This window comes from Ligilactobacillus murinus DSM 20452 = NBRC 14221, assembly GCF_001591685.1.
In the GTDB taxonomy this organism is placed as follows: domain Bacteria; phylum Bacillota; class Bacilli; order Lactobacillales; family Lactobacillaceae; genus Ligilactobacillus; species Ligilactobacillus murinus.
In genome coordinates, this window is sequence record NZ_BCVJ01000015.1 from 23,759 (window position 1) to 39,210 (window position 15,452).

General features: G+C 40.6%; 10 protein-coding genes. 8 read left to right on the forward strand and 2 right to left on the reverse strand.

Annotated elements, in window-relative coordinates; genetic code table 11:
* Positions 1–41: 41 nt before the first annotated feature.
* Positions 42–389 carry a preprotein translocase subunit YajC gene (gene yajC / locus LMU01S_RS04410; protein ID WP_056959729.1) on the forward strand — a complete coding sequence of 116 codons (348 nt, stop codon included), beginning with the start codon at positions 42–44 and terminating at the stop codon, positions 387–389.
* Positions 390–507: 118 nt separating this feature from the next.
* Positions 508–1,422, forward strand: a complete 915-nt coding sequence (locus tag LMU01S_RS04415; RefSeq protein ID WP_004048407.1) for an L-lactate dehydrogenase — start codon at positions 508–510, stop codon at positions 1,420–1,422.
* 128 nt (positions 1,423–1,550) lie between these two features.
* Here LMU01S_RS04415 and lacZ read toward each other — a convergent pair whose 3' ends face one another.
* The gene (lacZ, locus tag LMU01S_RS04420; protein ID WP_056959731.1) at positions 1,551–4,547 is read right to left on the reverse strand and encodes a beta-galactosidase, LacZ type; all 2,997 of its coding nucleotides are present in this window, start codon (positions 4,545–4,547) and stop codon (positions 1,551–1,553) included.
* A gap of 295 nt (positions 4,548–4,842) precedes the next feature.
* Between lacZ and LMU01S_RS04425 the strand changes: the two genes are divergently transcribed.
* On the forward strand, positions 4,843–6,771 hold the full coding sequence (locus LMU01S_RS04425; RefSeq protein ID WP_056959733.1) for a sugar MFS transporter: 1,929 nt from the start codon (positions 4,843–4,845) through the stop codon (positions 6,769–6,771).
* Between the two features lie 131 nt (positions 6,772–6,902).
* On the forward strand, positions 6,903–8,141 hold the full coding sequence (glyA, locus tag LMU01S_RS04430) for a serine hydroxymethyltransferase (RefSeq protein ID WP_056959735.1): 1,239 nt from the start codon (positions 6,903–6,905) through the stop codon (positions 8,139–8,141).
* Between the two features lie 59 nt (positions 8,142–8,200).
* Here the strand turns inward: glyA and LMU01S_RS04435 are convergent, their stop codons facing one another.
* Complete coding sequence (locus LMU01S_RS04435) at positions 8,201–9,211, reverse strand: LacI family DNA-binding transcriptional regulator (protein ID WP_056959737.1); 1,011 nt, start codon at positions 9,209–9,211, stop codon at positions 8,201–8,203.
* Between the two features lie 245 nt (positions 9,212–9,456).
* Between LMU01S_RS04435 and LMU01S_RS04440 the strand changes: the two genes are divergently transcribed.
* The 4 genes from LMU01S_RS04440 (at position 9,457) to LMU01S_RS04455 (ending at position 15,315) form a co-directional block, all read left to right on the forward strand.
* A complete protein-coding gene (locus LMU01S_RS04440; RefSeq protein ID WP_056959739.1) occupies positions 9,457–10,620 on the forward strand; it encodes a galactokinase in 1,164 nt (387 codons plus the stop codon).
* 19 nt (positions 10,621–10,639) lie between these two features.
* Positions 10,640–12,121, forward strand: coding sequence for a UDP-glucose--hexose-1-phosphate uridylyltransferase (gene galT, locus LMU01S_RS04445; RefSeq protein WP_056959741.1), 1,482 nt, complete (start codon positions 10,640–10,642; stop codon positions 12,119–12,121).
* A gap of 28 nt (positions 12,122–12,149) precedes the next feature.
* Entirely contained in the window at positions 12,150–14,348 is a 2,199-nt protein-coding gene (locus LMU01S_RS04450; protein ID WP_056959743.1) for an alpha-galactosidase, read from the forward strand.
* Between the two features lie 115 nt (positions 14,349–14,463).
* Positions 14,464–15,315 carry an alpha/beta hydrolase gene (locus tag LMU01S_RS04455; RefSeq protein ID WP_056959745.1) on the forward strand — a complete coding sequence of 284 codons (852 nt, stop codon included), beginning with the start codon at positions 14,464–14,466 and terminating at the stop codon, positions 15,313–15,315.
* Positions 15,316–15,452: the final 137 nt, after the last annotated feature.

Genomic DNA, 15,452 nt, shown 5'->3' on the forward strand with positions numbered 1-15,452 from the left:
ATACAGTTATAAGGAGCACATATACTAAGGAGGCAAATATTGTGAATTCTTCAATTTCAACAATTGTAATGTTTGTTGTTTTGATCGGTTTGATGTATTTTATGATGATCAGACCCCAAAAGAAACAACAACAACAACATCAAGAAATGATGAACGCCTTGAAACCAGGCGATGAGATCGTAACTATCGGTGGTTTACATGGGGTCGTAAGTGAAGTAAATGCAGATAAAAACATCGTAACGATCGATTGCGATGGGGTCTATCTTGACTTTACTCGTTCAGCTATTGCGCGTGTTTTAAAGAAAGCAGCTGAAACAACGGCAACAGCCACAACAACTGAAGACAAAAATGACTCAGTTGTGGTAGATGAAACAAAAGAAGATAAATAATTTTGGGGATGTCTGTGTGACATCCTTTTTTAGTAGATTTTACTTGCGGGTTTTAGTAAAACGGAGTATTATGAAACAAACTAATTGATGCTTAAGCATCAGTGGGGAGGAATTTTAAATGAGAAAATTAGGTGTTATCGGAATTGGTAATGTTGGTGTAACTGTAGCTTATACGATCGTTTCTCAAGGGATCGCAGACGAACTTGTGATGATCGATACCAATGATAAAAAAGTCTTAGCTGAAAAGTTGGACTTTGAAGATGCAATGCCACGGATGCCATATCACACCGAGATCAAGATCCAAGATTATGCTGATCTAAAAGATGCCGATGTTGTGATCACTGCCTTTGGTGATATTCAAGCCAGTGTCAGAACCGGTAATCGTTTTGCAGAATTTGAGATCAACAGCAAAAATGCGGTCGAAGTAGGGCGTAAGTTAAAAGAAGCTGGTTTTAATGGGGTCTTGATCAATATTTCCAACCCATGTGATGCGATCACGACGATCTTGCAACAAGAAACTGGGTTACCACGCAACCGTGTCTTTGGAACAGGAACTTTCTTGGATACAGCACGGATGCAACATGTAGTGGGGGACTACTTACATCAAGATAGCCGTAATATCGATGGTTATGTTCTAGGGGAACATGGAAATTCCCAATTCAACGCTTGGTCGACTGTTCGGGCTAATAATAAACCGATCACGGAGATCTTGAGCCAAGCTGAGCTCGAGGCTTTAGATAGCAAACCATCTGAAGGAGCTTGGACAGTGGCAAGTGGCAAAGGTTATACTTCATATGCGATCGCAACTTGTGGGGTGCGGTTAGCGCAAGCAGTCATGTCTAACGCTAAATTATTTGCTCCCGCTTCAGTATATGTTGAAGCTTTAGGAACATATATCGGTTATCCAGCGATCATTGGCGCTGAGGGGGCCGAAGAAGTAGTTGAGCTTAAATTAAATGCTAAAGAAGAAGAGCAGCTTGCACGCTCAGTTCAATATATCAAAGATCATGTAGCCCAACTTGGGAAGGACTAAACAAAGCGTGAGCCCGTGTAGATGATATAAGAAAACGTCAGGAAACATATCCTGGCGTTTTTTATTATCTAGCCTAAAAAAAAATAGGCACCTTGCCGTCGCAAAGTGTCTATCTAAAAATTAAACTGTTAATTTAAGGGTTCGAGTGTAAAATTGAGTTCTAGTGGTTTATCAGCTTTGAGCCAGTAAGCTTCATGAACTGGTGCCCCCCAAGAATCATCACCGCCGACACCCATTTGCTCAGCCATGAGACGTAACCAAGCAAAGCGCATTGGTGGTAGTTCATCTTGATGGAGCGCTTCTTCAAGCATCATTGTACTATATGGTAAAAGGCTAGCCGAAAATGCGTGTTTAGTAGCACTGATCTTTAGTCCAAACTCTTTGTCATCTGTAAGCACTAAGGAGCGGACATCACAGTGGTTTCCTGTCTCTTGTGGAACTAAATAGGAAGCAACACTGTCTTTAGCAGTCGTAGTAAATGTTCCTAAGCGTGCCCCAAGTTTACGGTCGAGATAATTTTCGGCTGGGCCACGACCATAGTAAGTCATGCTATCGTATTTAGCAGGTAACTTGAATTCAAGCCCAAATGTCGGTAAGGATGGTAAGTCTGGGTATCCTGGATATTTGGCACTTACATTGACTTTACCTGTTCCATCGACCAAATACGTAACTTGAACGGTGGCTTGCTTTGGTAATGGTAACTCATAGGTGTAACTTACTTCAACGGCGTGTTCTTTAGATGTTACTTGAAGATCAACGACTTTGGCAAATTTACCAGCACCTAACCACATTGCACGTTCAAAGCCATGACCACAACCACGATCATTATCGGTCATTGGACGCCAGAATAATAGTTGTGGTGTTCGCGTGATAAATTCTTGGCCACTGTATTTAAGTGAGACTAACCCACCTTTGTCTTTAGATAAGAGCACTTCGAAGTTTTTACCCGAGATCCCGATATTGACGTCTCCCATAGCGACTTTAGGTGTACCTTGAGCTTTAAATTTCGGTAAAGCGTAACGGATCACAGTTTGCCCGAAATTGATCTCAAAGCCAGCTTTGGCCCAAGCTGTATCTTGAGCTAAATGTTGTTGGACTTCGTAGATGACCTCACCTGTTTTAGGTAATGGAAGTTCAAGATCAAAGTGCTTGCTTTCTTGAGGTAAGACGATCAATTGATAGTCTTTTTCGAAAACAACTTTGCCGTCTTGCAAGACACGGGCAGTAAAATAGCTGTCTGCACTATTAGTGAATAAGCCATCATTGGTCAATGTGACACCAGTTTCATCGGGCTCGATCTTAATGTCAGCGTATAGATGTTTGACTTCTTGGGCTTTAGGAGAGATCGTTCGGTCAGCAAAGACTAAACCATTGCCACAGAATTCGTAATCACTTGGACGGTCGTTAAAATCGCCCCCATAAGCTAAACGCGTCGTATCACCTAATTTTTGATAGAGCGCTTGGTCAATGTAATCCCAAATAAAGCCACCTTGGTAGTGTGGGTATTTCTCAAGTTTAGTGTAGAGCTCTAAGCCACCGACTGAGTTCCCCATAGCGTGCATGTATTCACATGAGATATATGGTTTCTTAGGCTCGTTTTGGAGATATTCTTCGATCTCATGTGGTTTAGCGTACATTCGACTTTCGATATCTGTAATGTAGTCAAATTCGCGATTCCAAGTCACACCTTCATAATGAACGACACGGGTCGGATCTTTGTGACGTAAATAATCACCCATTGCTGCAATATCTGTTCCAGCATAAGATTCATTACCTAATGACCAGATGAGGACACTTGGATGATTTTTATCACGTTCAAACATGCTGTTAGCGCGATCGATACAGGTCGGTTCCCATTCTGGTAGGTTACCAGGGATGTTCCATGATGGTTCACAGGCACCGAGTTTTTGCCAAGAACCGTGGGATTCAAGATTAGCTTCATCGATCAAGTAGATCCCATATTCATCACATAAGCGGTACCAAAGCGTTTGGTTAGGGTAGTGAGATGTGCGTACGGCGTTGATGTTATGGCGTTTCATAAATTTAATATCCCATAACATATCTTCTTTGGTGATCGCGCGGCCGAGTTTAGGATCAAATTCGTGGCGGTTGACCCCTTTAAAGATGATACGTTTACCATTTAATAGCATCAGACCATCTTTGATCTCAAACCGTCTAAAGCCGACTTTTTCTGGAACAAATTCGAAAACAGCGCCATCTTTATCTTCTAAAGTCAATTCAAGTGTATATAAATTTGGAAGTTCAGCACTCCATGGCGCTACTTGACTTAATTCTTGGCTTAGCTCGATCATTTGATTCAAAGGTACTTTGGTTTCAAAGACAACACGCTTATCAGGGTCTAAGAGACGCGCATGTAAAAAGTTATCCGTAGTTTGACCAGTCACCGTTGCTTTTAATTCAAAGATGCCAGTTTCATAGTCAGAAGCTAGGTTTGCGGTAACGTGGATATCAGCTAGGTGAGCTTTAGGTAAAGCATACAAGAAGACATCACGGAAGATCCCGTTCAAGCGCCAGAAATCTTGGTCTTCGATCCAGCTAGCACTACTGTACTTAAAGACTTCAACGGCTAAATGGTTTTGCCCTTCGACTAAATAGGGCGTTAGATCAAAGTCACTTGGAGTAAAGGAATCTTCGCTGTATCCGATAAAATGACCGTTTAACCAAACATAAAAGGCAGTAGCGACGCCTTGAAATGAAATATGAACGGGCTTGTCTTTTAGCGCGTGATCTAATTCAAAGGTCTTGATATAAGAAGCAATTTTATTTTTCTTAGGTAGTTTAGGGGGCCGGAGTTCTTCGTGACCGTCCCAAGGATACTGAGTATTAACATATTTATGCCCGTCAAATCCTTGTGTTTGTAAATGACCAGGAACTTGAATGTAGTCAAAACGGCCAAAATCAAAATCGGGTCTGATAAAATCAAGTTTTTGACTAGCGATATCAGGTTCGAGATGGACGCGCCAAGTTCCATTTAGACTTTGTTTTAGTGAATTTTTACCTGTTTTAGCACTGTAGAATTCGTGGTCGGAATGAGCGGCCAAACGATTTACGGCAAAAACAGTTGGGTCTTCAAGCCAAGATAATTTAGGTTTTGTTACATGCATCAGTAGGCTTCCTCCTTGGATAGATAGTAATTGTTAATTTTTTGCTACATCTATATCGTAAACGATTACATTTGGATATTCAAGTTATATTTAGTAAAAATATTACTTTTTAAGGAAAATTAAATTACTAAAAGATTTGTTAATTTATGAAGGTGATCCAGTAGCAAAAGTCAAGCGATACGTCTCTAAATATAAAGTTAAGTAATTTTTTAGTAAATAATCCTTGATTTATCTTTTGAAAGCGGTTAAGATTAGAGTTGTAAAAGAAATAGTAATTATAGTTAGGAGAATTATGATGGAAACAAAAGAACGCCCTGTAAGTAAATTTACTTCACGTTTATCATATACTTTTGGCGCTTTTGGTAATGACGTATTTTATGCTGCTCTATCAAGTTATTTGATCATGTTCATTACCTCACACCTTTTTAATACAGGTGATAAAGCAACCAATAACCGTTTGATCAGTTATGTGACTTTGATCATCATGATCTTACGGATCGTTGAATTGTTGATCGATCCTTTTATCGGAAATGCGATCGATCGAACAAAAACACGTTGGGGACATTTTCGTCCGTGGGTCGTAGTCGGTGGGACGATCAGCTCGATCGCACTTTTGATCTTATTTACTAATATGGGTGGCTTGAATAAGTCAAACCCTTGGTTATATCTCTTTATCTTTGCTGTATTGTATATCACGATGGATATCTTCTATTCCTTTAAAGATATTGGTTTTTGGTCGATGTTACCAGCGCTTTCCTTTGATTCACGGGAACGTGAAAAGATCGCAACGTTAGCTCGTATCGGTTCAACGATCGGTGGTTCTTTAGTCGGGGTCGTTGTAATGCCATTAGTGTTATTCTTCTCACTTCAAAGTAATGGTGGGACTGGTGATGATCGTGGTTGGTTCTGGTTTGCCTTTATTGTTTGTGCTACCGCCTTTCTTAGTGCGTTGGCCGTTGGTTTTGGGACCCGCGAAGTTGAAAATGATCTCCGGAAAAACGACGAAGATACAGCTGGTATCGGCGCCGTCTTAAAGATGTTAGTCAAAAATGACCAGTTGTTATGGGTAGCGATCGCTTATCTTTTCTATGGTATCGGGATCAACTTGGTAAATGCGCTTGAATTGTACTACTTCACGTATATCATGGGCTTTTCTAAGGGCTTTTCGATCCTTTCATTTATCAATATGATCGTTGGGCTTTTCTCGGTATCTTTCTTCCCATTCTTAGCTAAGAAGTTCAACCGTAAGCCTTTATTTATCGGATGTTTGACGATGATGTTGATCGGTCTAGCAGTCTTTTCGGTTGCCGGAAGCAATTTAGCCTTAGTTTTGTTTGCCGCTGAATTATTCTTTATTCCACAACCAGTTGTTTTCTTGATCGTTTTGATGATCATCACTGACTCAGTTGAATATGGTCAATGGAAATTAGGTCACCGTGATGAATCATTAGCCTTATCCGTTCGTCCGTTAGTCGATAAATTCGGTGGTGCTATCTCCAACGGTGTTGTTGGTCAGATCGCTGTTTTAGCTGGGATGACTACAGGTGCAACTGCTTCTTCTATCACAGCAAGTGATCAATTTATCTTTAAGATCATGATGTTTGCGATCCCAGCCGTTATGATGTTGATCGGGATGTTTATCTTTGCTAAGAAGATCACTTTGACTGAAGAACGTCACGCACAGATCGTGGCTGAGTTGGAAAAAACTTGGGGTGATCAATTTAGCAGTGAAAGTAGTGAGGCTGGTGTCTTGATCAAAGACGATGAATTGACAGCCATGGTACCTGTAGCAGGTAAGGTGGTGGCTTTAAATGATGTCTCTGATCCAACCTTTGCTTCAGGCAAGATGGGAGCTGGAGTTGCAATCGTCCCTAGTGATGGTAAAGTTTATGCTCCGTTTGATGGGGTCGTAAAGACGGTCTTTGTCACCCGCCATGCGATCGGCTTAGTTTCTGACAACGGTATCCCAGCTTTGATCCATGTTGGGATCGGTACTGTTAAGATGAAAGGGACTGGTTTTGTCACATATGTCAATGAAGGTCAACATGTGACAAAGGGTGAACAGATCATGGAATTCTGGGATCCAGCGATCAAGAAGGCTGGTTTAGATGACACGGTGATGTTTACGTTTGCCAACTCGGATCTCTTTGAAAAATTTGATGTTGAAGTCAAGCCTGGGGCAAAAGTAAGTCATACAGATGTTGCAGTTAAGATCGAAAAATAGTTCCCCTAAAAACCTCGCTGGTAACTGCCGGCGAGGTTTTTTATGAGCGATCAGTAAACTATTTTAGTTGAAAAAAATTTAAATTTCGGCTACAATACAGGAAATTATACCAACGAAAAGAGGGCGCTTAGATGAACTATCAAGAACAAGATCCACAATTATGGGCAGCTATTGCAGCAGAAAAGAAACGCCAACAAGGAAACATCGAGTTGATCGCTTCAGAAAATATCGTTTCTGAAGGAGTCTTAGCAGCGCAAGGAAGTGTTTTGACCAACAAATATGCAGAAGGTTATCCTGGGAAACGTTATTATGGTGGTTGTGAATACATCGACGTTGTAGAAGATCTGGCGCTCGACCGTGCCAAAGAACTTTTTGGAGCTAAATATGCTAATGTCCAACCGCACTCTGGTTCACAAGCTAATGCAGCTGCCTATCGTTCCTTGATCGCACCTGGTGATACGGTCTTAGGGATGGATCTTGCTAGTGGTGGTCATTTAACGCATGGTTCGCCGGTCAACTTTAGTGGTCAAACATATAATTTTGTCAGCTACGGTGTTGATAAGAAAACAGAACGCCTGGACTATGATGCGATCTTAGCTTTAGCCAAAGAGATCAAGCCTAAGTTGATCGTAGCGGGTGCCAGTGCGTATCCACGTGAGATCGATTTTGAGCGTTTTGGTCAAATCGCTAAAGAAGTTGGAGCTTACTTGATGGTCGATATGGCGCATATCGCAGGTTTAGTTGCAGCAGGTAAACACCAAAATCCAGTGCCATATGCGGATATCGTGACGACGACGACACATAAAACTTTACGTGGGCCACGGGGAGGCTTGATCTTGACTAATGACGAACAATTAGCTAAAAAGATCAATAGTGCTGTTTTCCCTGGATTACAAGGGGGTCCGTTAGAACATGTTATCGCAGGTAAAGCAGTTGCATTTGGTGAGGCGTTGCGCCCAGAATTTAATGATTACGCTACCCAAGTTATCAAGAATGCTCAAGCTATGGCAGAAGTATTTGCACAAAATGACAAAGCTCGGCTGATCTCTGGGGGGACGGATAATCATCTATTATTAGTTGATGTTTTAGGTTTTGGATTGAATGGAAAAGAAGCTGAACAATTGCTCGATAGTGTTTCTTTGACTGTCAACAAGAACTCGATCCCATTTGAAACACTCAGTCCCTTTAAAACAAGCGGTATTCGTTTAGGTACTCCTGCGATCACAAGTCGTGGATTTGATGAAACTGATGCTAAAAAAGTAGCTGAGTTGATCTTAGCGGTACTTGAATCAAAAGGTGAAGCTAAAATTTTAGCTGACGTCAAAACTAAAGTAGCGCAATTGACAGCCGCTCATCCGATCTATGAATAGAAAGTAATGTTAAAAAAGACCATAAACGTTGCGACGTTTATGGTCTTTTTTGATGTGAACTAATTTAAGCTACTGTCACGTTTGATCAGTTTAGTTCCCAAGGTCACCATTTCGGGTGTTTCTTGCTCTTGTTCGGCTAAGGTGCTAAGTAGAGTCACCGCTGAACGCCCCATTTGTTCAGTGAAGACTTTGATACTGCTAAGCGCAGGGAAAGCAAATTTTGCTAAAGATGTGTCATTAAATGAGATCAAACTGACACGCTCGGGTACTGAAATATTATTTTCTTGTAGTGCACGCAAAGCTCCGACGGCGATCGCATCATTAGCGATGAAAAAGGCTTGGGGTAGATCGTCGCCTAACTCTTTGATCGCTTGCTCCATCATTTGATAACCTGATTCAGGTGAAAATTTTCCGATGTAAACATAGCGCGGATCGTAAAGTTTTAGATCGCTCAAATAGTTTTTAAATGAGCTGAAACGTGGATCGATCAAGGAATCAGTTTGATCGGCGGTCTTTTCTTCACCAGCTAAAAGTCCGATCTTGGTTTGATCTTGGCTCAAAAAGTGGTCTAAAGCCATTTTAACGGCACCATCAAAGTCAGAAATGACACAATTGTAGCCCAAATTCAAAGTATTGCTATCGACAAATACTAAATTTGAGTTTAAAGCAGCAATATCGTGACTTTCTTGGTGACTGTACTTGCCGATCGCGATCACACCATTAGCTTGGGTCGCTTTTTCCAAAGGATCATTATGAAAGATCCGCGTGATCTCATAGCCGAGCTTATGCGCTTGTTTTTCGATCCCTAAACGAATCGCGTAGTAATAAAGATCGTGGACTTCTTCTTGTTCGGTGTACCATTGAATGATCGCTAAACGTTTTTCCAAAGGTCGATCTTTTATCTGCTTTTTATTTTGAGTGTGCTTAACGTAATTTAGTTCTTCAGCAATTTTAAATATCCTGTTTCGAGTATCAGGACTGACAGACATTGTTTCGTCATAATTTAAAACGCGTGAGACTGTAGCAGCAGAAACGCCTGCTTTAGTTGCGATATCTTTGATCGTAGCCATATTTTCCTCCATTCATGATCGTTACATATAAGTATATGTAATCTAGTATAGCATAAGCTTAGTAAAAAAACGCCTACAAGTTGAATATAGTTTAGTAAAGGCCAGAATGAGCTTTTTTAAGAATGGGAAAATAAACGAAATTGTTTTACTAAAAATTAAGTAAAAACAGTTGCTAAATTCCGAAATTATCTCTATAATTATAACTGTAAATAAAACGCTTGCACAAATGAAGAGAGGTAATGAAAATGGAAAAAACAGAATTAAAACAACGCTTTGAAGAGATCTTTGGTCGGCCCTCAGAAGCAGAGTTCTTCTCACCTGGTCGGATCAATTTGATCGGTGAACATACTGATTATAATGGGGGTCATGTTTTTCCGTGTGCGATCACTTTAGGGACTTATGGTGCTGCTGCTAAACGTGATGATCAAACGTTGCGTTTTTATTCAGAAAACTTTGCTGATGAAGGGATCATTGAAGTTCCATTAGCTGACCTCCATTTTGACAAGGCCGACAAATGGACGAATTATCCTAAAGGCATGATCCATTTCTTAAAAGAAGCTGGACATAAGATCGACACAGGGATGGATGTCTATGTCAATGGTAATATCCCTAATGGTTCTGGTCTATCATCATCAGCTTCATTGGAATTGTTGATGGGTGTCATTGCACAACATTTATTTGATCTCGACCTTGAACGCCTCGACCTAGTAAAGATCGGGATGAAGACTGAAAATGACTTTATCGGTGTAAATTCAGGGATCATGGATCAATTTGCTGTAGGAATGGGACAAGAAAACAAGGCGATCTTGTTAGATACCAATACATTGAAGTATGATCTTGTCCCATTGGATCTAAAAGATAACGTGATCGTGATCATGAATACAAATAAACGCCGCGAATTAGCTGATTCCAAGTACAATGAACGGCGCAGTGAATGTGAGACTGCTTTAGAAGAGTTGAACACCAAATTAGCTGCCAAGAGCTTGGGTGCTTTGGATGAGCAAACCTTTGATGAGTATAGTTATTTGATCGCTGATGAAGCTCGTTTGAAACGGGCACGGCATGCAGTTTGGGAAAATCAAAGAACTTTACAAGCACGTGAAGCCTTACAAGCAGAAGATCTTGAAAAATTCGGGCGTTTAGTAAATGCCTCACATGTTTCATTGGAACATGATTATGAAGTAACGGGTAAGGAATTGGATACTCTAGCTCATACAGCTTGGCAACAACCAGGTGTTTTAGGTGCCCGGATGACAGGGGCTGGTTTTGGCGGTTGTGGGATCGCGCTTGTAAATAAAGCTGACGTTGAAGCCTTTAAGGAAAACGTTGGTAAAGTTTACGAAGAAAAAATCGGCTATGCACCAGCATTTTATATTGCTGAGATCGCAGATGGAACAAAGAAATTGTAAAAAAATGGGGGCATAAGAGATGAAAGCAGATGTAGTGGCACGCTTTGTAGATAGTGTTATTGCCAATAGTGATTATACACAAATGGATAAACCTTACCTGTATAATCGAGTTTTAGCGCTAGTCGGTGAAGAGGGGCTTAAACAAGAAGTTGAAACGACTGACTTGATCGCATTAAAAGATGAATTGTTAACGATCGCAGCTAAAAATGGTAAAGTAGGCGAAACGCAAAATGAACATGATAATTTAGGCGCTGAGTTGATGAATTTTATCATGCCAGCCCCAAGTGTTTTGAACCAACGTTTCTGGCAAACATACGAAACAGATAAAAACAAGGCGATCGCAGATTTCTACGCATTAAGCAAACAAAATGATTATATCAAGACTAAAGCGATCGCTAAAAATATTGCCTACAGTGTGCCAACACAATATGGTGATATCGAGATCACGATCAATTTATCTAAACCAGAAAAAGATCCTAAAGCGATCGCAGCTGCTAAAAAGATGAAGCAAACCGGTTATCCTAAGTGCCAATTATGTATTGAAAATGAAGGTTATCAAGGACGGCTCGACTATCCAGCACGTGCTAATCACCGGATCATTCGCTTTGATCTAGGTAACAAGACATGGGGCTTTCAATATTCACCTTATGCATATTTTAATGAACATTGTATCTTTTTAGATGGTAAACATGAGCCGATGGCGATCACAGCCAAGACATTTAGCCAATTATTAGCGATCGTGGAGCGCTTCCCAGGCTACTTTGCTGGAAGCAATGCTGATCTGCCGATCGTTGGTGGTTCGATCTTGACACATGAACACTACCAAGGTGGTAACCATGAATTTGCGATGCAAAAAGCACCGATCGAAAAAAACTTACACTTTGCTGGCTTTTCTGATGTTGAAGCTGGGATCGTTAAATGGCCAATGTCTGTCATCAGATTACAGGCTAAAGATCAAGCTCGTTTAGTCGAACTAGCAAGTAAGATCTTGGATAAATGGCGAGCTTATTCGGATGAAAGCGTAGATGTTTTAGCGAGCTCTAATGGCGAATCACACCACACGATCACGCCGATCGCTCGCAGATCAGGCGCTGAATTTGAGCTAGATCTAGTCTTACGGGATAATCAAACTTCAGCCAAATATCCAGATGGTATTTTCCATCCCCATCAAGATGTACAGCATATCAAAAAAGAAAACATTGGTCTGATCGAAGTGATGGGCTTAGCAATCTTACCACCACGTTTAAAAGACGAGCTGACTGAAGTTGAAAAATACTTACTAGGAAAGCCAAACCAAATGGCTGACTATCATGCCAAGTGGGCTGAAAAGATCAAGACTGAGCATCCAGAGGTAAGTGAACAAAATGTTGATAATTTGGTCAAAGCTCAAGTGGGTAAAGTCTTTGCGCGCGTTTTAGAGGATGCAGGAGTCTTTAAACGCGACCAAAAGGGGCAAGAAGCATTTGTGAGATTTGCTGAATTTGTAGGCTTAGAGGGGTAATTTAATTTAGAAAGTAGAGAGTGTATCGATGAACAAGTTGATTGAATTTGATGAAAAAAATAAAGTTTTTCATTTGCATAATGATAAGATCTCATACATTTTATCAGTAGAAGAAGGTGGCTATTTAAGTCACTTATACTTTGGGAAAAAAGTGAATGGGTATCACGGACAGTTGCGCTATCCCCGAGTAGATCGGGGCTTTTCAGGGAATTTACCTGAGAGTCTAGACCGGACATATTCACTTGACTCGTTATTACAAGAGTACAGTGGTGTTGGTAATTGCGATTATCGCACACCGGCTTTGGATCTCCAAAATGCGGATGGTTCATTTGCAGCCCGTTTAGTCTATCAAGGCTATGAGATCACAGAGGGCAAACCTAAACTTGAAGGCTTACCAGCTTCCTACGCTAATGCTGATGAAGCTCAGACCCTAGCGCTCTTTCTTAAAGATGCGGTCAGTGGTGTTGAAGTGACCTTATTGTATACGATCTTTAAAGAATTAGCAGTCATAGCCCGTTCAGCTAAGGTGACTAATGCTGGCTTTGAACCGGTAGAACTAAAAAAAGTCGCTTCTATGCAACTTGACTTTATCAAACAAAATATGGATGTTATTTCTTTACCTGGTGCTCATGCTAATGAACGCCATATCCAACGTGAAGCGATCGGACAAGGCCGCAAAGTCTTTGAGAGCCGTCGGGGAGCTTCAAGTCACCAAATGAATAGTTTTATCGCGGTATTAGAGCATAATGCAGACGAATTTTCGGGTGAAGTTTATGGCTTTGACCTAGTGTATTCAGGTAACCACAGTTTTGAGATCGAGAAAGATCAATTCGAGCAAACACGTGTAGTCGCTGGGATCAACGATTATAACTTTAGCTGGCACTTAGAAGCTGGGGAAAGTTTCCAAGCACCGGAAGTTTTGCTAGCTTTCTCAGCTAATGGTTTAAATGAGATGAGTCAAAATTATCATGAATTGATCAGAGAACATATCGTACGCGGTAAATTCAAGCACAAAGAACGCGAGATCCTTGTGAACAACTGGGAAGCAACGTATTTTGAATTCAACGAAGATAAGTTAAAGACGATCGTTGATGATGCTAAGGAACTAGGGATCGAAATGTTTGTCTTAGATGATGGCTGGTTTGGTCATCGAGATGATGATAATACGTCATTAGGTGATTGGACTGTTTATGAACGTAAATTCCCTCAAGGTATCAAGCATTTTGCTGATTATGTCCATGAACAAGGGTTGAAGTTTGGACTTTGGTTCGAACCTGAAATGATCTCTATCGATTCAAAACTTTATCAAAAACATCCTGAATATTTGATGCAAGTTCCTGGAAGAAAGCCAAGTCCTTCGCGAAATCAATTTATCTTGGATCTGACCCAAAAGGCAGTACGTGAAAACGTAGTGGCTCAACTGAGTGCCTTATTAGATGGTGGTTTCATCGACTACATCAAGTGGGATATGAACCGCCATATCTCAGATGTTTATTCAGTATCCTTGCCAAAACAACGCCAAGGCGAAGTCTACCACCGTTATATGCTAGGGCTTTACGAGATCTTAGAGACATTGACGACTAAATACCCAGATATCTTATGGGAAGGTTGTTCAGGTGGTGGTGGTCGTTTTGACACTGGTTATGCTTATTACATGCCACAATCATGGACAAGTGATAATACTGATGCGATCGCACGTCAAACGATCCAATATGGTACTTCATTAGTTTATCCACCATCTGTCTTCACCGCACATGTTTCGGCAGTACCTAACCATCAGACGGGACGGATCACACCATTTGAAACTCGTGGAGCAGTAGCGATGAGTGCCGTCTTTGGCTATGAGCTTGATCTGACTCAATTGACAGCTGATGAAAAAGAAGCGGTCAAAGAGCAAGTCAAGACCTATAAGAAGATCCGGCCATTAGTTCAATTTGGTGACTTTATTCGCTTGAAAGATCCAGCTAAGGGCAATCAATGCGCTTGGATGTTTGTTTCCAGAGATAAAAATGAAGCTTTGGTTTTTGTATTTGACCGTTTAGCTTCTGCACAACCAACTTTGACTTTGACTAAATTAGCTGGTCTAGATCCAGCCAAAAATTATCAAGATCAAAAGACTAAGGCGGTCTTTAATGGAAGCGAATTGATGGAATTAGGGTTCTATGATCCTGTTAAACGGCATGATTTCACGGCGGATATGTACCACTTTAAAGCCGTAACAGACTAATAGTACCTCTTTTAAAGGCAAACTCTACCATATGAGTTTGCCTTTTTAGCTTGAAGAATAATCTTAGTATATGGTATCTTATCCGATGAACAGGCATAAGAAAGGAAGGTCGTGAATGAAAAGAAAGTTTTGGTGGCCGATATTACTATTGGTAGTCCTGATTTTTGGAGGGTGGTTGATCGTTTCACAAAGTTTACGTGATAATGCAAGCCAGCAGTATGAAAAAACTAAAGTGCCAACTTTATTTTTGCACGGTTACGGTAGTAGTCATCGGGCAGAAGAGCATATGACTCAGGCGATCGTTAAAGCAGGAGTTACACAAAATGTGATCCGGGCAACGGTCTCTAAGGATGGGGCAGTCAAATTACAAGGGGCACTACCTCAAAGTGCATATAATCCGCTCATCGAAGTAGAATTTGAAGATAACAAAAACGCCAATTATCGGCAAAATGGTATCTGGCTCAAAAATGTTTTGGTCAAACTCCAAAAAACGTATGGCTTTAAGAAATTTAATGCTGTTGCTCATTCGATGGGAAACCTAACTTTAGCCTATTACATGCTAGATAATGGCCAGAATAAAAAATTGCCCCAATTGCAAAAGCAAGTCAATCTTGCAGGGCATTACAATGGGATCATTGGTCTAGATGATCAAGCTGGTCAAATGCAGTTAGAAGAAAATGGTGCCCCCAAACAGATGAATGCAACTTATCAAGAGCTATTGAAACTAGACGACAGTTACCCTAAAAAGCAGGTCTCGGTATTAAATATTTATGGTGATCTAGATGATGGTTCTGATTCTGATGGACGAGTAAGTAATAATTCTTCACGGTCAGAGAAATATCTTTTGCAAGATGTCTACCGCAGTTATCAAGAACTTGAGATCAAGGGCGAAGGTGGACAACACAGTAAGTTGCATGAAAATCGTCAAGTTGATCGGGCAATTATTAATTTTATTTGGAAAAAATAGTTTATAAAGAGATATTTGTCGAAAAAGTGAGTGGCAAATATCTCTTTTTATTATATTTTGATTAGAATTTTGAATAACAAAATAAACGTCGAGCGAACGAATCACTAAATAGTATTTGTTTATTTTTATATATCCTG